The 25,579-nt window shown below is 69.8% G+C and carries 22 protein-coding genes; 12 read left to right on the forward strand and 10 right to left on the reverse strand.

What is annotated here, in order from left to right; translation table 11 throughout:
* Positions 1-634 precede the first annotated feature (634 nt).
* Positions 635-889: a WhiB family transcriptional regulator gene (locus tag BLU81_RS38435; RefSeq protein ID WP_092552883.1), complete on the reverse strand. Its 255-nt coding sequence runs from the start codon at positions 887-889 to the stop codon at positions 635-637.
* Positions 890-1,301: 412 nt separating this feature from the next.
* Positions 1,302-2,252, reverse strand: a complete 951-nt coding sequence (locus tag BLU81_RS38440) for a diacylglycerol/lipid kinase family protein (RefSeq protein WP_092552886.1) — start codon at positions 2,250-2,252, stop codon at positions 1,302-1,304.
* Positions 2,253-2,304: 52 nt separating this feature from the next.
* Here BLU81_RS38440 and BLU81_RS38445 point away from each other — a divergent pair, with 52 nt between their 5' ends.
* The gene (locus BLU81_RS38445) at positions 2,305-2,700 is read left to right on the forward strand and encodes a hypothetical protein (protein WP_231953716.1); all 396 of its coding nucleotides are present in this window, start codon (positions 2,305-2,307) and stop codon (positions 2,698-2,700) included.
* A gap of 38 nt (positions 2,701-2,738) precedes the next feature.
* Positions 2,739-3,431 carry a FadR/GntR family transcriptional regulator gene (locus BLU81_RS38450; RefSeq protein WP_092552889.1) on the forward strand — a complete coding sequence of 231 codons (693 nt, stop codon included), beginning with the start codon at positions 2,739-2,741 and terminating at the stop codon, positions 3,429-3,431.
* An 11-nt stretch (positions 3,432-3,442) separates the two neighbouring features.
* On the opposite strand, the gene BLU81_RS38455 is transcribed toward BLU81_RS38450, so the two are convergent.
* Positions 3,443-3,841: an ATP-binding protein gene (locus BLU81_RS38455; protein ID WP_373873368.1), complete on the reverse strand. Its 399-nt coding sequence runs from the start codon at positions 3,839-3,841 to the stop codon at positions 3,443-3,445.
* Positions 3,842-3,995: 154 nt separating this feature from the next.
* Positions 3,996-4,400 (reverse strand): superoxide dismutase, Ni, encoded by a 405-nt coding sequence (gene sodN, locus BLU81_RS38460; protein ID WP_092552895.1) that lies wholly within the window; start codon positions 4,398-4,400, stop codon positions 3,996-3,998.
* A gap of 85 nt (positions 4,401-4,485) precedes the next feature.
* Between sodN and BLU81_RS38465 the strand changes: the two genes are divergently transcribed.
* The 3 genes from BLU81_RS38465 to BLU81_RS38475 all read left to right on the forward strand — a co-directional run bounded on the left by BLU81_RS38465 (position 4,486) and on the right by BLU81_RS38475 (position 7,264).
* Positions 4,486-4,794 carry a S26 family signal peptidase gene (locus BLU81_RS38465; protein ID WP_231953717.1) on the forward strand — a complete coding sequence of 103 codons (309 nt, stop codon included), beginning with the start codon at positions 4,486-4,488 and terminating at the stop codon, positions 4,792-4,794.
* Positions 4,795-4,938: 144 nt separating this feature from the next.
* Positions 4,939-6,189, forward strand: a complete 1,251-nt coding sequence (locus BLU81_RS38470; protein ID WP_092558248.1) for an NAD(P)-dependent malic enzyme — start codon at positions 4,939-4,941, stop codon at positions 6,187-6,189.
* 133 nt (positions 6,190-6,322) lie between these two features.
* Positions 6,323-7,264, forward strand: coding sequence for a zinc-binding dehydrogenase (locus BLU81_RS38475; protein WP_092552898.1), 942 nt, complete (start codon positions 6,323-6,325; stop codon positions 7,262-7,264).
* Between the two features lie 34 nt (positions 7,265-7,298).
* Here the strand turns inward: BLU81_RS38475 and BLU81_RS38480 are convergent, their stop codons facing one another.
* On the reverse strand, positions 7,299-8,138 hold the full coding sequence (locus BLU81_RS38480) for an alpha/beta hydrolase family protein (protein ID WP_157751977.1): 840 nt from the start codon (positions 8,136-8,138) through the stop codon (positions 7,299-7,301).
* Between the two features lie 125 nt (positions 8,139-8,263).
* Here BLU81_RS38480 and BLU81_RS49360 point away from each other — a divergent pair, with 125 nt between their 5' ends.
* Positions 8,264-8,425: a hypothetical protein gene (locus BLU81_RS49360; protein WP_172890703.1), complete on the forward strand. Its 162-nt coding sequence runs from the start codon at positions 8,264-8,266 to the stop codon at positions 8,423-8,425.
* On the opposite strand, the gene BLU81_RS38485 is transcribed toward BLU81_RS49360, so the two are convergent.
* From BLU81_RS38485 to BLU81_RS38505, 5 genes are all read right to left on the reverse strand, one after another.
* Positions 8,414-9,532, reverse strand: a complete 1,119-nt coding sequence (locus BLU81_RS38485; protein ID WP_092552904.1) for an acetate/propionate family kinase — start codon at positions 9,530-9,532, stop codon at positions 8,414-8,416. The two genes, BLU81_RS49360 and BLU81_RS38485, sit on opposite strands and share 12 nt — an antisense overlap.
* Positions 9,529-11,610 carry a phosphate acetyltransferase gene (gene pta, locus BLU81_RS38490; protein ID WP_172890704.1) on the reverse strand — a complete coding sequence of 694 codons (2,082 nt, stop codon included), beginning with the start codon at positions 11,608-11,610 and terminating at the stop codon, positions 9,529-9,531. The genes BLU81_RS38485 and pta overlap by 4 nt, the downstream gene beginning before the upstream one ends.
* A gap of 67 nt (positions 11,611-11,677) precedes the next feature.
* Complete coding sequence (locus tag BLU81_RS49365) at positions 11,678-11,854, reverse strand: DUF6104 family protein (protein WP_092552910.1); 177 nt, start codon at positions 11,852-11,854, stop codon at positions 11,678-11,680.
* Positions 11,855-11,913: 59 nt separating this feature from the next.
* Positions 11,914-15,624, reverse strand: coding sequence for a multifunctional oxoglutarate decarboxylase/oxoglutarate dehydrogenase thiamine pyrophosphate-binding subunit/dihydrolipoyllysine-residue succinyltransferase subunit (locus tag BLU81_RS38500; protein ID WP_092552913.1), 3,711 nt, complete (start codon positions 15,622-15,624; stop codon positions 11,914-11,916).
* 190 nt (positions 15,625-15,814) lie between these two features.
* Entirely contained in the window at positions 15,815-16,483 is a 669-nt protein-coding gene (locus tag BLU81_RS38505) for a hypothetical protein (protein WP_092552916.1), read from the reverse strand.
* Between the two features lie 93 nt (positions 16,484-16,576).
* Between BLU81_RS38505 and BLU81_RS38510 the strand changes: the two genes are divergently transcribed.
* The 6 genes from BLU81_RS38510 (at position 16,577) to BLU81_RS38535 (ending at position 25,570) form a co-directional block, all read left to right on the forward strand.
* A complete protein-coding gene (locus BLU81_RS38510) occupies positions 16,577-17,338 on the forward strand; it encodes a GNAT family N-acetyltransferase (protein ID WP_092552919.1) in 762 nt (253 codons plus the stop codon).
* A complete protein-coding gene (locus tag BLU81_RS38515) occupies positions 17,335-18,123 on the forward strand; it encodes a lysophospholipid acyltransferase family protein (RefSeq protein WP_092552922.1) in 789 nt (262 codons plus the stop codon). Before BLU81_RS38510 ends, BLU81_RS38515 begins: the two co-directional genes overlap by 4 nt.
* Before the next feature lie 76 nt (positions 18,124-18,199).
* Positions 18,200-18,913, forward strand: coding sequence for a response regulator transcription factor (locus BLU81_RS38520; protein WP_092558250.1), 714 nt, complete (start codon positions 18,200-18,202; stop codon positions 18,911-18,913).
* An 8-nt stretch (positions 18,914-18,921) separates the two neighbouring features.
* Positions 18,922-20,502: a sensor histidine kinase gene (locus tag BLU81_RS38525; protein WP_092552925.1), complete on the forward strand. Its 1,581-nt coding sequence runs from the start codon at positions 18,922-18,924 to the stop codon at positions 20,500-20,502.
* Between the two features lie 39 nt (positions 20,503-20,541).
* Positions 20,542-22,173, forward strand: a complete 1,632-nt coding sequence (locus tag BLU81_RS38530; RefSeq protein ID WP_092552928.1) for a S1C family serine protease — start codon at positions 20,542-20,544, stop codon at positions 22,171-22,173.
* Between the two features lie 235 nt (positions 22,174-22,408).
* Positions 22,409-25,570, forward strand: coding sequence for a cyclic nucleotide-binding protein (locus BLU81_RS38535; protein WP_092552931.1), 3,162 nt, complete (start codon positions 22,409-22,411; stop codon positions 25,568-25,570).
* Positions 25,571-25,579 lie beyond the last annotated feature (9 nt).

Here is a 25,579-nt window from a genome sequence, read left to right on the forward strand (position 1 = left end):
CGTGTCGAGTGGGGGTGCGGATCGACCACAGCGCGGCACCCTGTCCTGCCGCGCCCGGCGGTGAGTAGGGGGCGGATCAAACCGCAACTTGGCACGCCCGTCTGGCACGCCTGTCTGGCACCTCTGGCCATGCCGGGACTGGTGTGATGGGCCGAGGACTGGGGCTGGGGCTGGGACAGGCCGTGGGACCGCAGGGGCTTTGCCTCAGGTCGGCGTTTGGGCCCTGGAGATCCACTGTGTGCGGTTGGCGGGCACTGGGGCCACCCTGGTGTGGGGTGGCGGCCTCGGCGGGCTCAGTGGGCCGTAGAGGCCGGCTTGCTGAGAGATGGCTGCCAATGTCGGTAGAGGTTGCTGAGAGGTCGGCGCCGCCGTCACTCTGGGTGTTGATCACTCTGCTTTGTGCGACGAATCGGCAATGCGAGAGAGTGAATCGTGATCGTCCAATGCGGAGTGTGCCGGAGTGGCGACGCAAAGCGGCTTGATCAGAATTTCGAGATCATTTCGGCGATCCGGTTAAACGTACCGTGATCGTATTAGCGCACTGTGGAATGAGAACGCAGGGTGAGTGACCGCAAACAGCAAGACGCCCCGTGCCGACCGGCCCGGGGCGCAAATGCTGTGTGGGGGATTGATTTCAGGCGGTGGGAGCGCCGACTCGAAGGCCACCGCGACGCTTGACCGCGCGGCGTTCATCTTCGCTCATCCCGCCCCATACGCCGGCGTCCTGCCCGGAATCGAGTGCCCACGAAAGGCATCCCTCGGTCACCGGGCACCGCCGGCACACGGCCTTGGCCTGCTCGACCTGCAGGAGCGCCGGCCCACTCGTCCCGATCGGGAAGAACAGCTCGGGGTCCTCGTCGCGGCAGATCGCATCGTGACGCCAGTCCATGGCGGCAAACTCCTTGTTTCGGATGGGGTAATGAAAACAGTGCTGTTTACCTATATGCGAGCGCAGTCGTTGGCGACGGCTTGTACCCGTACGATCACCGATGCGTCAGCAAGCTTTTGTGTTTGGTGGCTCTTCCGCGCTTCTGTATTAGGAACGCGCACAAGCAGCAACCGGTTACTTCTTATCGCTTGTGAATGCTTTCACGAACTCACGCGATGTCAAGGGTAGCGCCGGAAGTTTCTCCCGGTGGGTGAGCTGGCTCACGCACCCATATGTCCGGTTCTGCCGCTCCCGGCGGAGCCGGTTGACGAACGCTCCCATCAATGTAGTACGGTCTCGCCCACTTCGCCGACCTTTTACCCGGGTTTCTGTAACGGATCGTGAGCGCCTGTCCGGTACACCTACCCCGAAGTCAGCAGACCACACGTAAGGCTGAGGGGACGGACACAAAGTGCACCTTCTGCCGTTCCCCTAGGTAGTCGCCGTCCAGCTGGAAGGGCTGGGGCCGGGAGGCCACCACCGTGAACTCCGCGACGTCATGCCGGCGCAACACCTGTTTACCTCGCGGATCACCGGCCTGCCACGCGAGTTCTGTCACGGTCCGCGCACTGCGCGGAATGGTCAGCCTCCGAAGTGCGGTGACATCCAGCCCGAGATCGAACGAGGCGTCCGGATTCAAATGGACAGGGCGGTCGCCCAGGTACGTCCAGGGCGCGGTGTTCTGCACGATCACGGTGCTGAGCCCGGTGTCCGGAGTCTCACCCGGGCGCTCCAGCGTGAGCGGCGGATTCTTCCGGCCGGCGCCGGTGAGGAACTGTCCGGACATCGCCCGCAGGTAGAGAGCCGGTGTCGAGGTGCGGCCCCGTCGCCGGGCCTGTTCGACCCGGCGGATCGTCGCGGCGTCCCAGCCGAGCCCGGCGGTGAAGGTGAACCAGCGGTCGTCGGCGCGACCGAGACCGATCACCCGGTGGCGGCCGTCGCGCAGCCGGTCCAGGATCACGCCGGTCCCGTCCGTCGCATCGCGAGGCAGGCCGAGAGCGCGGGCGAAGACGTTGGTGGAGCCGCCGGGCACCACGGCCAGGGCCGGCAGTCGACCGGCGAGCGGACCGGGCCGGTCACTGACCGCGGACGATGCGGTGAGCAGGCCGTTGACCGCCTCGTTGACGGTGCCGTCACCACCGAGCGTAACGACCACATCGACACCGCTCTCCGCCGCGTCGCGAGCCAACGTCGTAGCGTGACCGCGTCGTTCGGTGTGCCGCACCGTCAGATCCACCGTGCCGCTCAACGCCCGTACCAGAACGTCCCGGCTGTGCTCACTGGTCGCCGTCGCCCGGGGATTGACCACCAGCAACGCTCGCATGCGCGGCACTGTATCCGGAGGGGTGTGCTCAGGGTATGGGTAAGGTGCAGCAGTGACCGGTGAGAAGTCCATGACCATCAGTGCCGCGCCCCTCGACTGGGGGGTCCGGCTCCTCTACCTGCAGGGCGCCGGGCTCGCTGTGCTCACCGCGTACCTGATCGTCCTTGATCTGACCCGCGACGACGTGGTCATCGCGATCGCCGCCTCGCTCACCGTGATGTCCGCCCTCGCTGCGGCTTCGGTCCTGCTGGTCGCGCGCGCCCTCGGCCGCCGTTCCGTCCGGGCGCGCGGGCCGGCCGTGGTCGTTCAGCTGTTCGTGCTGGCCACCGGCGGTTTCCTGGTGCAGTACGGCACGCTCTGGGCCGGGGTCGGGCTGCTGATCCTGGGCGCGGTGACGGCGGCTCTGGTGCTGGTTCCGCCGAGTAGTCGAGCGTTGGGCGTCGATTAGCGGGTCCTGGCTAGCGGATCAGGGCCTAACCTGAACGGGTGACCGGCTCAACGGTGCGCCCACCCGCATATCAACAGCTCGCTGACGAGTTGCGTGCGGAGATCACGTCAGGGCGACTGCAACCTGGCGAGCGTCTCCCACCCGAACCTGAACTGTGCGTCAAGATCGGCGTCAGCCGGAGCACGGTGCGTGAGGCTCTTCGCCTGCTCGCCAGCCAGCACCTCATCGTCACGACGAGAGGTGTCACCGGCGGTAGTTTCGTCGCCCACCCGGACGCCACACAGTTGGCGGACAGTCTCTCGACGGGCTTCGCCCTACTCACCCACTCGGCCGCTGTCGGGTTTGCCGACCTGCTCGAACTGCGCCGAGCGCTGGAGGTGCCGGCCGCCGGGCTGGCCGCGCTCCGCCGGGACGACTCGCATCTGCTCGAACTGCGCAGCGCGCTCTTCGATCCGGCGATCGACGACTTCGACACGATGATGGCCGCGCATTCGGCCTTCCATCGCGCGATGGCGAAAGCGACCGGGAACCCGCTTTTCGAACTGGTGGGGCGGCCGCTCTACCAGGTCAGTTACGGCGAAGAGGTGATCGGGGACCTACCCGAGGGTTACTGGGTGCGCATCGACGCGGATCATCGGGCGATCCTCGCCTGCCTCACCGACGGCGACGCTGAGGGCGCACGGCGTGCGGCGGCGGCCCACCTCGATTACATCGCCGAGACGGTGCGCTGAAACTTCAGGAACTAAAAGTCGGTACGCCGGGTGAGCAGGCGGATCGTCGCATAGCGACCGTTTGCCTGAGCCTCGGCGGATGTCGTGAGAGCCGTCAGCACTTTCCACGCGAACGACGACTCGGACGGTAGTTTCGCCCCGCGGACCGTGGCGACCGTCACCTCGACGGTGAGCGCGTCCTCGGTCACCGCGAACCGGCACTCCAGCTCCGCGTTGCGGGTGGCGATCGCCAGCAGCATGGCGCACGCCTCGTCGACGGCGATGCGCAGATCCTCGATCTCGTCGAGGGCAAAGTGCAGACGGGCAGCCAAGCCCGCCGTGGCCGTCCGGAGGACGCCCAAGTATCCGCCGTCGGCCGGCACCGTCAGCAGTACGACGTCGTCTCCGACGTCCGGCTCGGTATCCGTCACCTGTGTCACCCGGTCCCCCTCCTCCCGATGGAGAGACTGTAGCGGCTGAAGGACGCTACGGGACCACCCGGTCACCGCCTGTTTTCCACAAACCGGAGAAAACGCGACAGCCGACCACCATAGGGCGGCCGGCCGTCGAGTGAATCCGCGAGGCTCAGGCCTGCTTGGTCTCCCAGAAGATCTTGGAGATCTCCTCGATCTTGCCAAGGAGCTGGTCGGCGACCGCCGGGTCGACCTGGCCCTTGGCTCCGGCGGCGCCGGCGAGTTTGGTGGCCTCGTTGAAGAGCTGGTGCAGGTGCGGGTACTTCTCGAAGTGCGGGGCCTTGAAGTAGTCGGTCCAGAGCACCCAGAGGTGGTGCTTGACCAGTTCGGCGCGCTGCTCCTTGATGAGGATGGCGCGGGTACGGAACTCGGGGTCGGTGTTCCCCTGGTACTTCTCGGCGATCGCCTTGACCGACTCGGCCTCGATCCGGGCCTGGGCCGGGTCGTAGACGCCGCACGGCAGGTCGCAGTGGGCACTGACCACGGTGCGCGGGGTGAGGAAACGCGGAAGTCGCATCAGGACTCCTCCAAAGAGTTTGCGATGATCCGAGAAAGACCCTACCCCTTACATCCCGGACGTAACGCGATGGAGGCTTGATGCCGTGAGATGGCAATTGCCACTGTTCACCGCACTCGTACACGGTCCCTCGATGGTTCCCGCACTGCGAGCCGGTGACGCGTTGATCGTGCGTCACGGCGGACCGGTAAGGAGCGGGGACATCGTGGTCGCGGAATTCCGGAGCCGCCCCGGTCTGCTGGTCGTCAAGCGTGCGGTCGAGCGACGTGACGGCGGGTGGTGGCTGGTCGGTGACAACGAGTTCGTGACGGACGATTCCCGTGCTCACGGCGTTGCCGACGTCATCGGGCGTGTGATATTTCGCTACTACCCGAGACCGTTCCGGGTACGTTAGGGTCCTCTGATCCCCAGCGCACACCCGCGCTGGTGGTGGTTGTACCGGGTGATCCCCGCATCGCACCGTGGTTCTGGCGCATACTCGCGACCGGGATTTCAGCAGGTGCCACGTATCAATGTCGATGCAGTGTGGAGTTTCACCGTGTCTTTCTTCAGTTTCGAACTCGACCCCGCCCTCGCCGCCGACCCCGTCTTCGACCTGCATCGCCGGGGCAAGATGACGATGAGCGCGACCGTTCCGCTGGCCAGCAAGGACGATCTCTCCCTGGCCTACACGCCGGGCGTGGCGCGGGTCTGTGAGGCCATCGCCGAGGACGAGTCGCTCTACCCCGACTACACCTGGACCGCCAACACGGTCGCCGTGATCACCGACGGCTCGGCCGTTCTCGGGCTCGGCAACATCGGGCCCAGGGCCGCGATGCCGGTGATGGAGGGCAAGTCGGTCCTGTTCAAGCAGTTCGGCGGGGTCGACTCGATCCCGATCGTGCTGGACACTCAGGACGTCGAGGCCATCATCGCCACGGTCAAGGCGATGGCGCCGTCGTTCGGCGGGATCAACCTGGAGGACATCAGCGCGCCGCGCTGCTTCGAGATCGAGCGCCGTCTCGACGCCGAACTCGACATCCCGGTCTTCCACGACGACCAGCACGGCACCGCCGTGGTCACGCTCGCCGCCCTGCGGAACGCCGCCAGACTGCTCGGCCGCGACTTCGGTGCCCTGCGGGTGGTCGTCAGCGGTGCCGGTGCGGCCGGGGTGGCGATCACCCGGACCCTGATCGCGGCGGGTGTCGAGGGCGCCAACATGATCGTCGTCGACTCGCGCGGCATCATCCACGCCGAGCGCGGTGACCTGAGCGGGATGAAGGCGCAGATCGGGGCGACCACGAACCTCTCCGGTCGTACCGGCGGCATCGCCGAGGCCCTGATCGGCGCCGACGTGCTCATCGGTGTCTCCGGCGGCAGCATCCCGGAGGAGGCGGTGGCCGGCATGGCACCGGGCGCGATCATCTTCGCGCTGGCCAACCCGACCCCCGAGGTCCACCCGACGGTCGCCCACAAGTACGCCGCGATCGTCGCCACCGGACGCAGTGACTTCCCCAACCAGATCAACAACGTGCTGGCGTTCCCCGGCATCTTCCGCGGGACACTCGACGTCCGGGCCGGCACGATCACCGACCGGATGAAGGTGGCCGCCGCCGACGCGATCGCCGCGATCGTCGCCGACGACCTCCGGCCGGACGCGATCGTGCCGTCGCCGCTGGACCCGCGGGTCGCCCCGGCGGTCGCCGCCGCGGTGGCCGCCGCCGCCATCGAGGACGGCGTCGCCCGGCTCGCCGCCGCCCCGGCCCACACCACGGCCGTTCCAGCGGTGGCCGCGGCACCAGCTGCCTGAGGCCGTCGCCGCGCCGCACTAGGGCGAAGGCCGGCGAGGGCTGAGCGGGCCACGCAGCGAGGGCAGGCGGAGGCGAGCGGGCGAGGGCGAAAGCAAGGGCGCGTGATGCGTTAACGGTCGCTAAGGTCGGGTGATGCGTGCCGCCTATGCTTCCGCCCTCGATCCGGACGAGCCGCTCACCGGCCTGACCCTGGGGGAGTTGCCGCTCGTCGTCCCGGACGGATGGGTGCCCGTCGACGTGCGGGCGGCCTCCCTCAACCACCACGACATCTGGTCACTGCGCGGCGTCGGTCTGCCCGCCGACCGTCTGCCGATGATCCTGGGCTGTGACGCCGCCGGGGTGGACCCGGACGGTAACGAGGTCGTCGTCTACCCGGTGGTGGAGGACAAGGCCGACCCGCGGGGCTTCTCGCTCTTCTCCGAGCGGTATCCGGGCACTCTGGCCGAGCGGCTGGCGGCACCCCGGAGCAATCTGATCCGCAAACCGGCCGGAGTGTCCTTCGCCGAGGCGGCCTGCCTGCCGACGGCCTGGCTCACCGCGTACCACATGCTGGTGACCCGCGGCCGGCTCGCGGAGGCCTCATCGGTACTGGTCCAGGGCGCGGGCGGCGGTGTCGCGACGGCGGCGGTCGCGCTCGCGGTCTCGTTGGGCAAGCGGGTGTACGCCACCAGCCGCGACCCCGGGAAACGCGAGCGGATCGCCGAGCTGGGTGCCACCGCCGTGGAACCGGGCGCCCGGCTGCCCGAGCGCGTCGACATCGTGATCGAGTCGGTCGGGGCGCCCACCTTCGACCATTCGATGAAGTGTTCGGCCCCCGGCGCCCGGATCGTGGTCTGCGGCGCGACCGCCGGGCATCGGGCCGAGGTGGACCTGCGCCGGGTCTTCGCCATGCAGCTGGAGATCCTGGGCAGCAGCATGGGTACGCCGGACGAGCTGGCCGCCCTGCTCGACCTGATCGCCGCCGGAACTGTGCGCCCGGTGATCGACTCGACGTTCGCCTTCGACGGGATCACCGACGCTTTCGCCCGGCTGGCCGCCGGCGACGTCTTCGGCAAGATCGTTATCGAGTTCTAGAGAGACCCCGGGACTCTGGAAAGACCCCGGAGTTCTAGAAAGTACTGGTCAACTGCGCGGCGTTGGTCGCTGACGCGTCGGCGGGCATCCGGCCCTTGGCGGCATCGTCGTTGTTGAAGACCCAGCGCCAGAAGTCGGTGGTGGTCTCGGCCACCACCTGTGGCTGGTCCCGGTACGGCAAGTGGGTGCCCTGCGGGATCTCCAGGAAGCCCTTGGGCCAGGTGACCTCGTTGTACGTCCCGTACGCCTGCTCGTAAGTGACCGTCTCGTCCAGTTTGCCCTGCACGAACAGCAGCGGCGCCGCGGTCCCGGAGAACGGTGCCGGCTGGGGCATCTGCCGACCGGAGATCAGCACCCCGGCTTTGAGCCGCTCGTCCCGGCTGCCGCTGAACAGCCCGACCGTGGTGATCGCCCCGGCCGAGTGCCCGGCCGCGGCGATCCGCTGCGGGTCGATCGTGCCGGACAGTGCGGTCAGCAGCTCGGTGATCACGAACTGGGCGTCGGCGGGCTGGTTCACCACGTCGTCGGCGTCGTACTTCGGTGCCTGGTTCCAGGTGTGCGGGTATTTCGGGCCGGCCACCACGAACCCGGCTGAGGCCCAGAAGCTCAGCAGCTCGGCGTAGTCGTCGGGCTGTGAAGTGAGCCCGTGACTGAAATAGATCAGTGGAAACGGGCCGGTGCCGGAGGGCAGCCACACCTTTGTCGGCAGTGCGCGATCCCCGCCGCGGTTGAACTCCAACTCCCGGGTCTGCACGCTGCTGGACTGCTCCGGGACAGGTGCGGCGGAGCTGGGCGGCGGCGTGATCTCGGTGGTGGAGCAGGCGGCGAGGCCCGCGAGAGCGGCCAGGGAGAGGAACGAACGACGACGTAACACGCGGTCATTGTGCCCGCTGAAGATCAGAGTTACCTGTCAGCGACGGGTAGCCGATATCACACCCGGTTCCGCCGAACAGGTGCAGCTCATCGCCATCCTTGACGTGTTTGGCTAGGGTCTCACCCATGTCTGACAACCACGTCGACCCCAGTGGCAACACCGAGGCGTTCCGGGCCTTCACCCGGACGGCGCCCGACTCCGCGGCGCCGTCCAAGGTTCCGTTCTTCGTGATCGGTGGTGTCGCAGCGCTCGCGGTGATCGCCCTGCTGGCCTGGTTAGCTCTCTGACGCCCCGATCGCTTTCCGGGCCTCCGACGCGATCTCCAGTTCCTCCTCGGTCGGCACCACACACACGGTGATCGGGGAGCCCTCCGGCGAGATGGTCGTCTCGTTGCGCGCGTTGCGCTCCGGGTCGATCGCGATCCCGAGAGCCTCCAGACCGTCGAGTGCCGTCGCCCGGATCAGCCGGGATTTCTCCCCGGCCCCGCCGGTGAAGGTGATCGCGTCCACCCGGCCGAGCACGGCCAGGTAGGACCCGGTGTACTCACGGATCCGGCGACAGTAGATCTCGAACGCGAGTGTCGCCTCCGGCTCGCCGGCCTCGAACCGGTCCTGCACCGACCGCAGATCGTTGTCCCCGGCCAGTCCCAGCAGCCCGGAGCGACGAGTGAGCAGGTCCTCGATCTCGTCGAGGGGCATCCCGGCCACCCGGTGCAGGTGGAAGATCAGGCTCGGGTCGACGTCACCCGATCGGGTGCCCATGACCAGACCCGGCAGCGGGGTCAGGCCCATCGAGGTGGCCACGCTCCGGCCCCCCTGCACAGCGGCCGCGCTGGCCCCGTTGCCCAGGTGCAGCGTGATCACATTGGTCTCGGTCACCGGCTTGCCCAGGATCCGGGCGGTCTCCCGCGAGACGTACGCGTGTGAGGTCCCGTGGAACCCGTAGCGCCGGAGCCCCCACTTGGCGGCCACCTGCCGGTCGATCGCCCAGAGCGCACCCTCCGGCGGGATGGTCGCGTGGAACGAGGTGTCGAAGACCGCCACTTGCGGTACGTCGGGCAGCAGCTCGCGAGCCACCCGCAACCCGGTGACCGCGGCCGGGTTGTGCAACGGCGCGAGCGGGATCAGCTCCTCGATCGCGGACAGCACGCCGTCGTCGACGATGGTGGCGGAGGTGAACCGCTCGCCGCCGTGCACGACCCGGTGCCCGACCGCGGCCAGCCCGGTCAGGTCCAGTTCGTCCATCAGCCGCCGCAATGCCGCACCGTGGTCGGCCGCGTCACCGCCGGACTCGCCGATCCGCTGGACCAGGCCCTTGGCTCGGACTTCGGCCCCGTCGAAAAGGCGATACCGCAAGGACGAAGAACCACTGTTCAGTACGAGTACCCGAGTCATTGCGCTCCCGCCTGGATCGCCGTGATGGCGACCGTGTTCACGATGTCCTTCACCGTCGCGCCGCGGGACAGGTCGTTGACCGGCCGCCGGAGACCCTGCATCACCGGGCCGACCGCGACCGCGTTCGCCGACCGCTGGACCGCTTTGTAGGTGTTGTTGCCCGTGTTCAGGTCCGGGAACACGAAGACGGTGGCTTTTCCGGCGACCTCGCTGCCGGGCAGTTTCGCGGCGGCCACGGCCGGGTCGATCGCCGCGTCGTACTGGATCGGGCCCTCGACCGGCAGGTCCGGCCGCCGCTCACGGACCAGGGCGGTGGCCGCGGCGACCTTGTCCACATCGGCGCCGGAACCGGAACTGCCGGTGGAGTAGGAGAGCATCGCGACGCGCGGCTCGATGCCGAACGCGGCGGCGGTCTGCGCCGACGAGAGTGCGATGTCGGCGAGCTGGGCGGCGTCCGGGTCCGGATTGACCGCGCAGTCGCCGTAGACCAGCACCCGGTCGGCGAGCAGCATGAAGAACACACTGGACGCGACGGTCAGACCGGGCACCGTCTTGATGATCTCGAAGGCCGGGCGGATCGTCGCGGCAGTGGTGTGGGTGGCCCCGGAGACCATGCCGTCGGCGAGACCCTCGGAGACCATCAGGGTGCCGAAGTAGTTCACGTCACTCACCACGTCGTACGCCAGATCGAGTGTCACTCCGCGGTGCTTGCGGATCTCCGCATAGCGGGCCGCGAACCGTTCCCGCAGCTCGCTGCGGTACGGGTCGACCAGACGGGCACCGCTGATCTCCACCCCGATCTCCCGCGCCCGGCGGTTGATCTCGTCCGGGTCGCCGAGCAGGGTCAGGTCGGCCACACCCCGCCGCAGCAGTGTCTCGGTGGCCCGCAGGATGCGCTCCTCGCTGCCCTCCGGCAGCACCAGATGACGGCGGTCGGCGCGGGCCCGGTCGATCAGGTCGTTCTCGAACATCAGCGGCGTCACCCGGCTGGACCGGGACACGTCGAGCAGCCGCGACAACTCGGCGGAGTCGACGTTCTCCTCGAAGACGCCGAGCGCCGCCTCGATCTTGCGCGGGGTGCTGAGCTGCGCCTCGATCCGGTCGGCGGCCGAGATCGTGTGATAGCTGTCCGACTTGGTGACCAGCATGGCCAGGCCGGTGTTGAGGCGCTCGATGACGCGGACCGCGCGCGCGTCGGCCGGTTCGCCGAGGGTGAGCACCAGGCCGGCCAGCGTGACGTTGCCGGCGGCGTGCGCCGCGCTGGCGGCCACCAGCAGATCGGCCCGGTCCCCCGCGGTGATCAGCAGCGCCCCGTCGGTCAGGGCGCCCAGCACGGTCGGCACGTGCCCGGCGCCGACCACGTAGTCGAGCACGTCCCGGTCCAGCGCACCGGCCGCCCCGGAGACCACCGTGGCGTCCAGCGCGGTGGCCACCTCGCCGACCGTGGGTGCGGCGATCGCCGGCACCTCCGGAACAGCCCAGAACGGCACCGGCAGCCCGTCGGGCGCGCATGTCATCGCCGGTCCTGGGACCCGGTTGGCGATCACCGCGACGACCGTCGCGTTCAGGTCGGCCAGCGAGTGGTACGCACTGCGCGCCGTCGCCGCCAGCGACTCGCCGGTCCGTCCCTCGCCGCTGATCACCGGGATCACGACACTGCCGAACTCGGTCGCGAGCCGGGCGTTGAAGGCCAGCTCCCGGGGCAGCTCGTCGTGCCCCTCGCCGGGTTTGTCGCTGAAGTCGCTGCCGATCACCACCACCGCGCTGCTGCGGCGCTCGACAGCGCGGTAACGCTCCACGATCCGGCCGATCAGCTCCTCGCGGCGGCCGTCGGCGACCAAGGCCCCGGCCTCGGCGAGGGTCGTGCCGAAGGACTCCTCGGCTTCGACCGGTCCGGGGTATCGCTCGCGGAGGACGGCGAGTAAGTGGTCCTTCCCGTTGCCTGAGACCAGGGGCCGGAAGACGGCCACCTTGGCTACCTGACGGGAGAGGAGCTCGACGATGCCGAGAGCCACTGTCCCCTTACCGACGGACGGGCCCAAGCCCGCTACGTAGACGCTGCGTGCCACGGGATTCAACCTACCGGCCGACAACCCGGGAAACCGGGTCGAAAGTCCCGACTACCGGATGACCAGCATCACGGGGCTATTCGTCGTCCTCGTCGTCGCGGGCCAGCCAGGTGGCGAGACGCTCGATCGGGGTCTCGAACTCCGGGTGCATGTCGACGAAGGTACGCAACTGCTCGCCGAGCCACTCCAGCGTGACGGTCTCCTCGCCACGGCGCTGAACCAGTTCCTCGATACCACGATCGGTGAAGTACATGCCTGGATGGTAAGAGGGGCCGCTCCGAGTTTCCGGAGCGGCCCCTCTTGATCAGCGTGTCACGGGCGCGGCAGCGAGGCCTCGATCAGTGCGGCCTGCTCGGCGTCGTGCATCTTGGCCGAGCCGACCGCCGGAGCGGCCGCGGCCGGGCGGGAGATCCGCCGCAGGCGGACACCCTCCAGGTGCTCCAGCAGGTTGAGCGCCACGAACGACCAGGCACCCTGGTTGGCCGGTTCCTCCTGGACCCAGGCGAAGTCCTCGGCGTTCGGGTACTGCGCCAGGATCGCCTTCAGCTCCTCGACGGGCTGCGGGTAGATCTGCTCCATCCGGATGATCGCGGTGTCGGTGATGCCGCGCTCGGCCCGGGCCTGGAACAGGTCGTAGTAGACCTTGCCGGAGCAGAGCAGCACCCGCTTCACCGAACCGGCGTCCAGCGGCTGGCCGTTGACCCCGGCGTCGCCGATCACCGGCTGGAACGCGCCCTGGGTGAAGTCGTTCACCTGGGACACCGCCAGCTTGTGGCGCAGCAGCGACTTCGGCGAGAAGACCACCAGCGGCTTGCGCTTGCTGGACAGGGCCTGACGGCGCAGCAGGTGGAAGTAGTTCGCCGGAGTGGTCGGGTTCGCCACCCGCATGTTGTCCTGCGCGCAGAGCTGCAGGAACCGCTCCGGGCGGCCCGACGAGTGGTCCGGCCCCTGGCCCTCCATACCGTGCGGGAGCAGCAGCACCAGCGACGACTGCTGGCCCCACTTCGCCTCGCCGGAGGAGATGAACTCGTCGACGACGGTCTGGGCGCCGTTGACGAAGTCGCCGAACTGGGCCTCCCAGAGGACCAGCGCGTCCGGGTTCTCCACCGAGTAGCCGTACTCGAAGCCCATCGCGGCGTACTCACTGAGCAGCGAGTCGTGCACGAAGAACCGGGCACTGCCGGTGGCCAGCGTGGAGACCGGCAGGAAGTCCTTGCCGGTCTTGGAGTCCACGATCGAGGCGTGCCGGGAGACGAACGTGCCACGCCGTGAGTCCTGGCCGGCCAGCCGGACCGTGACACCCTGGGCGAGCAGCGAGCCGAAGGCGATCAGCTCACCGAAGCCCCAGTCGATGCCGCCGTCGGTGGACATCTTGGCCCGCCGGTCGAGCAGCTGCTGGACCCGCTTGTGCGGGGTGAAGCCCTCGGGCAGTTCGACGTGCGACTGGCCGACGGCCCGGACCACGCTCGGGTCGATCGCCGATTCGACCTCGGGCTCCGGCTCCTCGGCGATGATGTGCGGCCGGGGCGGGGCGCCGGTGGTGTGCCGGGTGGCCTTGAAGACCTCTTCGAGGCGGCCCTGGTAGTCGCGCAGCTGCTCCTCGGCCTCCTGCACGGTGATGTCACCGCGGCCGATCAGCTCCTCGGTGTAGAGCTTGCGCACGCTGCGCTTGGTGTCGATGATCTGGTACATCCGCGGGTTGGTCATCGACGGGTCGTCGCCCTCGTTGTGACCACGGCGGCGGTAGCAGATCATGTCGATCACGACGTCCTTGTTGAACGCCTGGCGGTACTCGAACGCGAGCCTCGCCACCCGTACGACCGCTTCGGGGTCGTCGCCGTTGACGTGGAAGATCGGCGCCTGGATCATCCGGGCGACGTCGGTGGAGTACATCGAGGACCGGCTGTACTCCGGGGCGGTGGTGAAGCCGACCTGGTTGTTCACGATCACGTGGATCGTGCCGCCGGTGCGGTAACCGCGCAGCTGCGACAGGTTCAGCGTCTCGGCGACCACACCCTGACCGGCGAACGCGGCGTCGCCGTGCACCAGCACCGGCAGCACCGTGTAACCGTGCAGGCCCAGGTCCAGTCGGTCCTGCTTGGCCCGGACGATGCCCTCCAGGACCGGGTCGACGGCCTCCAGGTGGGACGGGTTGGCGACGACGCTGACGGTGGTGGAGAACTCGCCGTCCGGCGTGGTGTATTTCCCGCTCTGGCCGAGGTGGTACTTGACGTCACCGGAGCCGTGGGCCGACTTCGGGTCCATCTGACCCTCGAACTCGTTGAAGATCTTCTCGTACGGCTTGCCGACGATGTTGGTGAGCACGTTCAGCCGGCCGCGGTGGGCCATGCCGATCACCATCTCGTCCAGGCCCGCCTCGGCGGAGTCCTGCAGGACCGCGTCGAGCAGCGGGATCAGCGACTCGCCACCCTCCAGCGAGAACCGCTTCTGCCCGACGAACTTGGTCTGCAGGAAGGTCTCGAAGGCCTCACCCGCGTTCAGCCGGTGCAGGATGTGCTTCTGCTCGTCGGCGTCCGGCTTGGTGTACTTGACCTCGATGCGCTCCTGGACCCAGCGGCGCTCCTCGGGGTCCTGGATGTGCATGTACTCGATGCCGATGCGGCGGCAGTAGCTGTCCCGCAGCACACCGAGCACGTCGCGCAGCTTCATCTTCTGCTTGTTGCCGAAGCCGCCGACCGGGAAGGTCCGGTCCAGGTCCCACAGGGTCAGGCCGTGCTGGAGGACGTCCAGGTCGGGGTGCTTGCGGATGGTGAACTCGAGCGGGTCGGTGTCGGCCATCAGGTGACCGCGGACCCGGTACGCGTGGATCAGCTCGACGACCCGGGCGGCCTTGTCGATCTGCCCCTCGGAGGTGCGGGCCACGTCACGGACCCAGCGGACCGGCTCGTACGGGATCCGCAGTGACGTGAAGATCTCGTCGTAGAAGCCGTGGTTGCCGAGCAGCAGCTCGTGCATCACCTTGAGGAACTCGCCGGACTGGGCGCCCTGGATGACCCGGTGGTCGTAGGTGCTGGTCAGTGTGGTGACCTTGCTCACACCGTGGTCGGCGAGGGTCTCGTCGCTCATCCCGGCGTAGGGAGCCGGGTACTCCATGGCACCGACGCCGATGATGGCGCTCTGCCCGTTCATCAGGCGCGGGATGGAGTGCACCGTGCCGATGCCGCCGGGGTTGGTCAGCGAGATCGTGGTCCCGGAGTAGTCGTCCATGGTCAGCTCGTTGCGGCGAGCGCGCCGGACGATGTCCTCATACGCCTGCCAGAAGCCGCGGAAGTCGAGCGTCTCGCAGTTCTTGACCGACGGCACCACCAGCGTGCGGGACCCGTCCTTCTTGACCAGGTCGATCGCGATGCCGAGGTTGACGTGCTCCGGCTGCACCAGGGTGGGCTTGCCGTCGATCTCGGCGTAGGTGTTGTTCATCTCCGGGTGTGCGACGACCGCGCGCACCAGGGCCCAGCCGATCAGGTGAGTGAAGCTGACCTTGCCGCCCCGCCCCCGGGAGAGGTGGTTGTTGATGACGATGCGGTTGTCGACCATCAGTTTCGCCGGGACCGAGCGCACCGACGTGGCGGTCGGAACCTGGAGGGAGGCCTCCATGTTCTGCACGATCTTGCCGGCCACACCGCGCAGGACCACGGTCTTGGCACCGGCCGGGGCCTGGCCCGACGCCGCGGGCTTGGCGGCTGCGGGCTTGGCGGCCGCGGCCGGCGCCGGCGGTTTCGCGGCGGGCGGGGTCACCGGTTTCGGTGGGGCGACCGTCGCGGCGGCCGGTGCGTCCGTGCCCGCCTTGGCGGCGGTCGCGGTGGCGTTGGCCGCGGTGGCCTCGTCCGGGGTCGCGATCGAGCCCTGCGCAGCCGCCGGTTTGTAATCGGCGAAGAAGTCGTGCCACGCGGGATCGACACTGGTCGGGTCGGCCAGGTAGCGCTGGTACATCTCATCGACGATCCACTCGTTGGGACCGAAGTCCGCGAGTGGATTGTCCTGCGAAGTCTGCTGCGTCGACACTGCCGCGTTCGCCTCTTTCACCGTTTTTGTCATCACGTGACCGCTTCGTCGCGCGGGACGGGTAGGATTCGGTGTCCAGGCTACGCCGTGCATGGGCGCTGTCGGAGCGGACGTCCCACGCCCCGTGGACAACGGGGGCCGAGGGGTCCACGAGTTGGCTGGCCGCGCCGCGAGGGTGAGAGATTACTAACTAATCACTCACCGCGAGCCAGGTGGCCCGTGCCGTCGCGAGCCGGTGACCGTCCGGCCCGTACACGGTGGAGCCGACCACGGCCTTTCGGCCACTCGTCCCGGACAGTGCGCCGACCACCACGCACTCGGCGCCCGGCTCCGGCAGCGCGGTCACCTCGGCGGCGATCCGGCCGAGCACGAAGGCCCGCCCGGACGAGCCGATCGCCGACCAGCCACCCGGGCAGTCCAGCGCCGCCCACATCGTCTCCACCGAGACGTCGGCCGGGACCGTCCACGGAGCCGCGGTCCGGTCACCCGGCAGCGGCCCAGGGAAGATCCGCAGGCCGTCACCGGGCTCCCGCTGCGGGCCGCAGACGAAACACGTCGGGAAGGGGTGCCGGCTGAACCCGGGATAACCACGGGACGCGGCGACCGCCTCGGCGAACGGGACCGGTGGCACGTCCACGGCGGCCTCCGGGGCCTCGGTGACCTCGGCGACCAGGGTCTCGGCGGCGAAGACCGAGCCGTTCCGCCACTGCAGCGGGGTCTCCAGCGGAGGGGGCACCCGCAGCGTCACCTGAACGGCCGGACCGCCGGTCCGGGCACCCGCTGCGAGAGCGAAGGCCCCCGCGCACCAACCGCCGTTACCGGTGCCGGGCGGGCCGTTGAAACGAGCCGGAATGCGCATTCTCCGACCTTCGCACACGTCGTTCATCAATCGGTCACGCATCGCCACCTGTCGCGACACGCCATCGGCAGAAATCAGCCTTACACAGATCACATGGCAGTTCTGATGACCGCCGCCGCACCCACCGGGACCAGCGGCTACACCCTGATCCTCGCCGACGACCCCAAGCTGGTCGAGGCTGCGCAGCGCCTGCGCCACGACGTCTTCGCCGGTGAACTCGGCGCCCGTCTCCCGGGCCCCGCCGAGGGAATCGACGCCGACGAGTTCGACGCCTTCTGCGACCACCTGATCGTTCGCGACGACGCGACCGGCGAAGTGGTCGGCACCTACCGGATGCTGCCGCCGCGCGCCGCCGATCTGGCCGGCCGCCGGTACGCCGACGCGGAGTTCGACCTGAGCGCGCTGCGCCCACTGCGGGACCACCTGGTCGAGACCGGCCGCTCCTGCGTCCACCCGGACCACCGCTCCGGCGCCGTGGTCAACCTGATGTGGGCCGGCATCGCCCGGTACATGCACCTCAACAACCTGCGCTGGCTCGGTGGCTGCGCCTCGGTGCCGCTCGGCGACGGCGGGGCCCTCGCGGCCGGCGTGCGCGCCCGGGTCAACGGGAAGCACCTGTCCCCGCCCGCGCTGCGGGTCAAGCCGCGCAAGCCGTGGGTGCCCGCCGACGGCCTGGTGGCCGACCCGAAGGTGGCGGTGCCCGCACTGCTCAAGGGCTACCTGCGGCTGGGTAGCTGGGTGTGCGGCGAGCCGGCCTACGACGCCGACTTCGACTGCGCCGACTTCTACGTGCTGTTCTCGATGGATCGGCTGGACCCGCGGTACCGGCGGCATTTCCTGGGCGCGTCGCGATGACCGGCGGACCGATCGGGCGGGGCACGCTGTGGCACCCCGCCTCGGAGTGCGACGACCGGTGCCGCCCGGAGAGCCACCGCGAGGTGTCCCCGGTTCGGGCGCTGCTGCGGGTGGTGGGCCTGGTGGGCGTACTGCTGGTGGGTCTGCCCCTGGCGGTGCTGCTGCGTGGCGCCGCGCCGCGGACCCTGGCCCGCGGCATCCTCGCGGCCCTCGGGATCCGGCTGCGGTGGCGCGGTGCCGTGCCGCGCCCCGGCAGCCTGCTGGTGGCGAACCACATCTCCTGGCTGGACGCGGTGGCGCTGGCCGCGGCGCTGCCGGTGCGGGTGGTGGCCAAGCACGACGTCCGGGACTGGCCCGGTATCGGGAGCGCGGCGGCCCGGATCGGGTCGATCTTCATCGACCGTTCCCGGCCGCGGTCCCTGCCGGAGACGGTGGTGGAGGTCGCCGGTTCGCTGCGGGCCGGGCGTTCGGTCGCGGTCTTTCCGGAGGGTACGACCTACTGCGGTCCGGAGAGCGGCCGGTTTCGTCCCGCTCTGTTCCAATCAGCGATCGACGCGAGCGCTCCGGTCGTCCCGATTTCGATCGGCTACGACTCGGCCGAGGCGTCCTTCCTCGCCGAGGAGACCCTCTGGGAGTCGGTCCGGCGGGTCGCCCGGGTCCGCGACCTGACCCTGACCCTGGCTGCGGCCCCCGCGCTGCGTCCCGACCCGGGCGCCGACCGCCGGGTGCTGGCCCGGGCCGCCCAGTCCAGCCTGGTGGGCGGGGGATATCACCTGGCCGCGTGAACTACCGAGCAGGCTCACAGAAAATTTTCAGCGAGTGCGCAGGCAAGCCGCAGCGGCTGGGGAAAGAATGGGCGACATGGTGACCCAGACCCAGCCCAAGCAGAGCGAGGCCAAGCTCCTCGTCGTCGAGGACGACGCGAACATCCTCGAGCTGCTCTCCGCCAGCCTGCGTTTCGCCGGGTTCGAGGTGACCACCGCGACCAGCGGCAGCGCCGCCGTCAGTGCCGCCCGCAACGCGACCCCCGACCTGGTCGTCCTCGACGTGATGCTGCCCGATCTGGACGGCTTCGAGGTGATCCGGCTGATGCGCGAGAGCGGGACGCGGACGCCGGTGGTCTTCCTGACCGCCCGCGACGGCACCGACGACAAGATCCGCGGCCTGACCCTGGGCGGCGACGACTACGTGACGAAACCGTTCAGCCTGGAGGAGCTCACCGCCCGCATCCGGGCCGTGCTGCGCCGCACCAACGCCGGTGACGAGCAGCCGTCCCGGCTGGTCTTCGCCGATCTGGAGCTCGACGAGGAGACGCACGAGGTCTACCGGGCCGGCAGCCGGGTGCAGCTCTCGCCGACCGAGTTCAAGCTGCTGCGCTATCTGATGCTCAACGCCAACCGGGTCCTGTCCAAGGCGCAGATCCTGGACCACGTGTGGAAGTACGACTTCCGCGGCGACGACAACATCGTCGAGTCCTACATCTCGTACCTGCGCCGCAAGGTCGACAACGTGCAGCCCCGGCTGATCCACACGCTCCGCGGTGTGGGTTACGTGCTGCGCAAGCCCGCCGTCTAGGCCGGGGCATGAGCATCGCCGAGCGGGTGCGCACAGCGCTTCCCCGCCAGCCCAACCTGCGCAAGATCTCGTTACGGACCAAACTGGTCGCCTCGGTGCTGGCGCTGGTCTTCGCGGCCCTCGCCCTGATCAGCGCGTCGAGCACCTATGCGCTGAACCAGTTCATGCTCGACCGGATGGACGCGCAGCTCAAGTCGTTCGCCCAGGACGCGCTGCGGCTGAGCAACGAGCAGGCCCGTGTCAAGATCTTCCTGCCACCGGACTACTACGTGGCCCGGACCGCGGTGTCCGGAGTCGGCACCCATTCGTACGACACCAAGGTCCTGACCCCGGACGAGCTTCCGGAGCTGGACATCGGTATCGACGAGATCAGCGCGCACATCCAGGACCCGTACACGGTCCGCTCCGAGGACGGGCACTACGTCTGGCGGATGGTGGTCGCCCGGCTGGACAACGGCGACGTGCTGTACGTCGCCCAGATGATGACCGGTGTCGACGCGGCGATCGCCCGGCTGATCTGGGTCGACTTCCTGGTCGGGGTGGGTGTGCTGATCGCGCTGGCCACGGTCGGTGCCGCCCTGGTGCGGCAGACCCTGGTACCGCTGGTGCAGATCGAACGCACCGCGGCCCGGATCGCGGCCGGCGACCTCAGCCAGCGGGTGCCCGACCCGGAGGAGCAGGGCGAGCCCACCACCGAGCTGGGCCGGCTCTCCAGCGCGCTGAACGCGATGCTCGCCCAGATCGAGTCGGCCTTCATCGCCCGCGCGCTGTCCGAGCAGGCCGCGCGGGCCGCCGAGCAGGTCTCTCGGGACAACGCCGACGCGGCTCTGCGCTCCGAGGCGCGGGCCCTGGAGTCCGAGCAGAAGATGCGGCAGTTCGTCGCGGACGCCTCGCACGAACTGCGGACCCCGCTGACCACCATCCGCGGGTTCGCCGAGCTCTACCGGCAGGGTGCCGTCTCCGATCCGGAGCAGGTGGCCCGGCTGGTCCGCCGGATCGAGGACGAGGCCTCCCGGATGGGCCTGCTCGTCGAGGACCTGCTACTGCTGGCCCGGCTGGACCGGGAGCGGCCGCTCACCCTGGCCCCGGTCGAGTTGCCGGTGCTCGCGATGGACGCGGTGCAGGCGGCCCAGGCGACCGCGCCGGATCGGGCGGTGGAGCTGGAGATCCGCGACGAGCCGGAGCGTCTGGTGGCGTTCGGGGACGACGCCCGTCTCCGGCAGGTGATCGGCAACCTGGTCACCAACGCCCTGGTGCACACCCCGCCGGAGGCCTCGGTGACGGTGCGGCTCTTCGCCGGGTCGGGGGACAGCGCTGTGGTCGAGGTATCGGACACCGGTCCTGGGCTGAGTCCGGAGCAGTCCGAGCGGGTCTTCGAGCGGTTCTATCGGGCCGACGAGGCGCGCACTCGCAAGACCGACCGGGAGGCCACCGGGACCGGTCTGGGGCTGGCGATCGTGGCGGCCATCGTGCGGGCGCACCAAGGTTCCGTGGAGGTTGTGTCCGAAACGGGCCGTGGAGCCACGTTCCGCGTGACTTTGCCGACCATAAATCAGGATAAAAGCTTCACAGAAAACGTCCAGGGGTAACACAGTTCGGTACGAGTAGGACGGGGCAGAGTTAGCCGTATGAACGACAACGAGACCAACCCGCGGCCCGCGGACGCCGCCGCTGACAACAGCGCGGCGCGGGTCGAGTCTGAGCAGCCGACGATGGCGCAGCCGACGGTTGCCCCGCAGTCCGCTTCTCCCCAGTCCGCGGCACCCCCGGCGCCGCTGCCCCCGCAGCCGGCTCCCTGGGCGCAGCCCTCACCCTGGCAGCAGCCCCAACAGTCCCACCAGCCCGCAGCCACCCACCCGGTGTCGGCTCAGCCCGCCTCGGCGCAGCCGATGATCGGTCAGCCGGTCTCCGGCCCGGCCCTCAGCGGCCAGCCGTCCACCGCCCTGCCGGTCACCGCCCAGCCCGACGGTGGCCCCTACGGACCCCCGCAGTACGCCTACCAGGCCCCGCAGGGCTACGGGCAGCCCGGTTACGACTATGCGCAGCAGCAGCCCCAGTCGGCGTACCACGCCTGGCACGCCGCCGCGACGCAGTCCGCCGCCGGTGCCGGCGGCACCGTGCCGCCGTGGACCCCGGTCCCGGGCGCCGGTGACCAGCCCCCGTCCGGTCGCGGTCGCAAGATCCTCCTGGCCGGAGCGGCGGCCGTGCTGATCGCGCTGCTCTCGGGCGGGGTCGGTGCCGCCGCCGTGTTGGCTTTCGGATCCGACGGTTCCACCACCGGTGTGCAGACCGGCAACACCTCGGTCACCCGCGTGGTGGACCGCTCGTCGCTGGCCCAGATCGCCGCCGCGGTGCAGGACAGCGTCGTGTCGATCACCACCGGCTCGGGCGAGGGCTCCGGCGTGGTGCTCACCGCCGACGGTTACATCGTCACCAACAACCACGTGGTCTCGACCGCGCAGGGCTCCACCGTCACGGTGATCTTCGCCGACGGCACGAAGACGTCGGCCACCGTGGTCGGCACCGACGAGCGCACCGACCTCGCCGTCATCAAGGCCACCGGGGTCACCGACCTCAAGGCCGCCACCTTCGGCGACAGCTCGCAGAGCCAGGTCGGTGACACCGTGCTCGCGCTGGGCAGCCCGCTCGGCCTGGAGGGCTCGGTGACCGCCGGCATCATCAGCGCCAAGGACCGGACCATCCAGTCCAGCGGCGAGCAGGAGCAGGAGCAGCCGCAGAGCCCGTTCGGCAGCGGCGAGCAGCAGCAACAGCAGCAGTCGTCGAGCACCACGATGACCGGTCTGCTGCAGACCGACGCCCCGATCAACCCGGGCAACTCCGGCGGAGCGCTGGTCAACACCAACGGTGAGGTCGTCGGCATCAACTCGGCGATCGCCACCTCCGGATCGAGCACCGGCAACATCGGCCTCGGCTTCGCCATCCCGAGCAACAAGGCCAAGCAGGTGGCCGAGTCCCTGATGCAGGGTAAGAAGGTCAGCCACCCGGCTCTCGGCGTGAGCGTCGCCAACGCGGAGAACGGCGGCGCCCTGATCAGCAGCGTGACCGGGGACAGCGCGGCGGCCAAGGCCGAACTCCAGCAGGGCGACGTGGTCACCGAGGTCGACAGCAAGGCCATCGACGACTCGGACGACCTGGTCGCGGCGGTTCAGGCCGGCACCGTCGGCCAGCAGATGACGCTGACCTTCACCCGCAACGGGGAGAAGAAGTCGGTGACTGTCACTCTGCAAGAGGCCAAGTAAGCAGATTCGACTTCTCCCGCTACGGCGGGTGACGTGCCCGGGGGTGGGCACGTCACCCGCCGTATTCCCGTCTATGCCGGGATTCTGGACCTTTCACGAACAAGAGGACGCTTTTGCCGCTGGGGACTCGCGTTTGCACAGGGGAGCGCCTAATCTGCGTTCGCCACTGGCGCAACCCTCATCCGCCGGTGCGGACACGTGGTCCTCGCTACGGCGGAGTGAAAGGCCCCCTCAGTTGACGTACGTCGAAACCCGGACCAATGTTTGGGAAGCCCTGGCCGGACGGGCGCCGGGGGTGCCGTCGGGACCGGCCGACACCGGTCTGTGGCACACCGTGGCGGACCGCCTCGACCCGGGCAGCGCCCGCCCGGTGCTGCGCCCCGGCATCGAGGTCCGGCACCGGACCGCGGTCCGTGGCGGCCGCTACGTGATGCTGCGCTCGCCGGAGGACGGCGGTCGTTCCTCGTACCTCCGGCTCACCCCAGAGGAGTACCAGCTCGCGCTGATGATGGACGGCGACAGCACGGTGGCCAGGCTGGTCGCCGAGTTCGCCCGGATCGCCGGCCGGCTCGCCCCCGATCAGGTCCGCCGGGTCGTCGCCGACCTGGCCGCCAACCGGATGCTCGAGGAACTCCCGGTGGACGCCTTCCGCCCGCTGCGGGAGATGCGCCGGGAGCCGCTGCCCCGCCGGGTGGGTGACTCGCTGGTCGCCGCCGCCCGCGGCCGGGTGGTGCTCTCCTTCGGAGTGGATTCGCTGATCGCGACGCTGTACCGGACGGCCGGGCGGTTCCTCTTCACCCGGTTCGCGGTCTGGACCGGTGCGCTGCTGGCGGTGGCCGGGGTGCTGCTCTTCGCGCTCACCTGGCAGCGCGGCAGCCGGTCCCTGTTCTTGCTGGGTGACTCGTACCTACTCGGTGCGGTCGTCCTGGTGTCACTGAACGTGTTCGTGCTGGCGATTCACGAGTTCGGGCACGCGCTCGCCGCGAAACGGGTCGGCCGGGAGGTGCCGGCCGCCGGGGTGATGCTCTACTTCGGCCTCCCGTCGGTCTTCGTCGACACCAGTGATGTGTGGATGGCCGGGCGCCGTGCTCGCCTCGCGGTCACCGCGGCCGGACCAGCCACCGCGCTGGGTCTGGCCGGGCTGGTCCAGGTCGCCGGATTTGCCGTGCCGTCGATCGCCGGGATCACCTTCAAACTGGCCTTCCTCTTCTACCTGCACACGTTCTTCAACCTCAGCCCGCTGCTGCCGCTGGACGGCAAGTACCTGCTGATGGACTGGCTGGAGATCCCGGACCTGCGGGCCCGCAGTCTCTCCTGGCTGGGTGGGCGCCTGCGCCGTCGCGGCCCGCGCTGGAGGGCCTTGGACCGGGAGGGCCGTCTCGTCGCCCTCTACGGCTTCCTGGCCCTGCTCTGGCTGGTCGGCGCGGTCGGTCTCGGCTACCGGTTGTGGACCGACCGGATCCACGGCCTCGCGGTCGGCCTCTGGTACGAGGGCCTCGTCTCCCGCGTACTGCTGGTGGTGATCGTCCTGGGTGTGGTGGCCCCACCGCTCTACTTCCTGCTCGGCCGGGTGGCCCGGACCCTCCGCCGGCTGCGCCAGCAGGCCGCCGAACGGGACCGGGAAGCCGACATGCCCCGCCGGGTGGCCGCCCTGCGCGCCTCCGAACTGGGCGGTCTGCCCGAACCGTCGCTGAACGCACTTGCTGTTCGGGCCCGCTGGGCCCGCCCGCCGACCGGCCGGCTGATCGTGCTCGCCGGGGACACCCAGAGCGCCGTCCACGTGGTGATCGAGGGCGCGATGCACGGCCGCCGTCCCGGTGACCCGGGCGGCACCATCCGGCACCACGTCGGACCCGGCGGCGTGGTCGGCCTGGCCACCGCCCTGACCGGCCGCAACGCCCAACTCGACTGGCACACCGCAGGCGTCACCCTGCTCTCGATGCCGGCGTCCACGGTGGCGACCGTGGTCGGGCCGATGCCCGGCCCGCCCCCGCAGGAACGGGCCGAGGCCGAGGCGCTCTTCCTCGACACCCCGGCGCTCGCCGCGCTGGAGGAGGACCAGCGGCTGGCCCTGATCGCGGCCGCCCACCCGGTCGACCTCGACCCCGGCGCGCCGGTGATGCTGCCCGGGCCCACCCACGCGGTGGTCGTCGAGTCCGGTGTGATCGCCATGCCGGACGGTGTCGAACTGCGCCGCGGCACCCTGGTCGGCCCGGTCGGTGACGGCAGCCCCGGCATGGTGGCGCAAGCCCGGACCCCGGTGCGGCTCTGGGTCATCCCGGACGCCTCCGACCTACCCCCACTGATCGGCTCGTACGGTCCCGGCGTCCCGATGCCGTCCCTGCGCCCGAGCACCCCGGCGGTGGCCCGTCCCGGTTCCGCGCATCCGCCTCTGGCGGTCCCGCCCGGCCCACCGGACGCCGACGAGCTGTACGACGTGGACCATCACTTCGAGCGCCGGATGTGGGGTTTCACCAGCCTGATGCTGGTGTTCGCCGTCGGCAGCCTGCTGCTGAACGTGTCCGCCGGTCCCGCCTGGGCGGAGATGCCGGCCGAGCGGGTGCTGCTCAGCGTGCAGCGGGGATCCGCGACCGCGCTCGCCGACCGGCAGTCCTCGGCACTGGTGCCGGGTGACCGGCGCTACCTGGCGTCCGGTGCCCAGGTGGAGGTGCCGGGCGGCGGTGTGGCTCTGCTGACCTTCCCCGGTGGTGCCGCGGTGGTGCTGTGCGGTGACTCGCGGGTCGAGGTCAGCGGAGTCGGCGTCGAGGACGGCCGGCAGTCCACCCCGTCCGGCCGGCTGAAACTGGAGAGCGGGCGGCTGCTGGCCGACACGAGCAGCCCGAGCGGGGCGTTCCAGCCGCTCGACCTGACCGTGCTGCGCACCAAGGGCGACGTGGCGAGCATCGGCCGGGCCTGGTACTCGGTCGACGCGGCGGCTGTCGCCGTCTCCACCGGGACGGTGACCGTCGGTGGTGCCGGCAGCCCGGCCAGTGGCGAGGCGCTGAACTGCGGCGACGGTGTCGAGGTCAAGAAGCCGACCGAGGCCGAACCGAGCGAGGCGCCGACCGAGGAGTCCGCACCGCCCGTCGAGCCCAGCGTCTCGACCACCCCGGAGCCGTCGATTTCGACTAGCGTTCCGGTGGACGGTGACGAGGAGGTGGACGCTCCCGACGACGACGTCACCACGTCCACCAGCGCGACTACCCGGCCGGCCACGACCCAGCCGACCATCACGGTGCCGACCAGCCGGCCGACCACTACCCGGACCAACAGCCCGAAGCCGTCACTCTCGACGACTACGCCGGCTCCCGACCCGACGACCACGACGCCATCACCCGACCCGACGACCACCACGCCCGCACCCGACCCGACGACCGCGGACCCGTCCGGCAGCTGACACGGGCGG

The sequence above is a fragment of the Actinoplanes derwentensis genome, assembly GCF_900104725.1.
Lineage (GTDB): Bacteria > Actinomycetota > Actinomycetes > Mycobacteriales > Micromonosporaceae > Actinoplanes > Actinoplanes derwentensis.

Excerpts from the sequence above, each read along its gene's own strand:
- BLU81_RS38530 (WP_092552928.1), top strand. The coding sequence starts at position 20,542 with ATGAACGACAACGAGACCAACCCGCGGCCCGCGGACGCCGCCGCTGAC.
- BLU81_RS49365 (WP_092552910.1), bottom strand. The coding sequence starts at position 11,854 with ATGTACTTCACCGATCGTGGTATCGAGGAACTGGTTCAGCGCCGTGGC.
- BLU81_RS38520 (WP_092558250.1), top strand. The coding sequence starts at position 18,200 with ATGGTGACCCAGACCCAGCCCAAGCAGAGCGAGGCCAAGCTCCTCGTC.
- BLU81_RS38505 (WP_092552916.1), bottom strand. The coding sequence starts at position 16,483 with ATGCGCATTCCGGCTCGTTTCAACGGCCCGCCCGGCACCGGTAACGGC.
- BLU81_RS38440 (WP_092552886.1), bottom strand. The coding sequence starts at position 2,252 with ATGCGAGCGTTGCTGGTGGTCAATCCCCGGGCGACGGCGACCAGTGAG.
- sodN (WP_092552895.1), bottom strand. The coding sequence starts at position 4,400 with ATGCGACTTCCGCGTTTCCTCACCCCGCGCACCGTGGTCAGTGCCCAC.
- BLU81_RS38475 (WP_092552898.1), top strand. The coding sequence starts at position 6,323 with ATGCGTGCCGCCTATGCTTCCGCCCTCGATCCGGACGAGCCGCTCACC.
- BLU81_RS38485 (WP_092552904.1), bottom strand. The coding sequence starts at position 9,532 with ATGACTCGGGTACTCGTACTGAACAGTGGTTCTTCGTCCTTGCGGTAT.
- BLU81_RS38515 (WP_092552922.1), top strand. The coding sequence starts at position 17,335 with ATGACCGGCGGACCGATCGGGCGGGGCACGCTGTGGCACCCCGCCTCG.
- BLU81_RS38510 (WP_092552919.1), top strand. The coding sequence starts at position 16,577 with ATGGCAGTTCTGATGACCGCCGCCGCACCCACCGGGACCAGCGGCTAC.
- BLU81_RS49360 (WP_172890703.1), top strand. The coding sequence starts at position 8,264 with ATGTCTGACAACCACGTCGACCCCAGTGGCAACACCGAGGCGTTCCGG.
- BLU81_RS38525 (WP_092552925.1), top strand. The coding sequence starts at position 18,922 with ATGAGCATCGCCGAGCGGGTGCGCACAGCGCTTCCCCGCCAGCCCAAC.
- BLU81_RS38435 (WP_092552883.1), bottom strand. The coding sequence starts at position 889 with ATGGACTGGCGTCACGATGCGATCTGCCGCGACGAGGACCCCGAGCTG.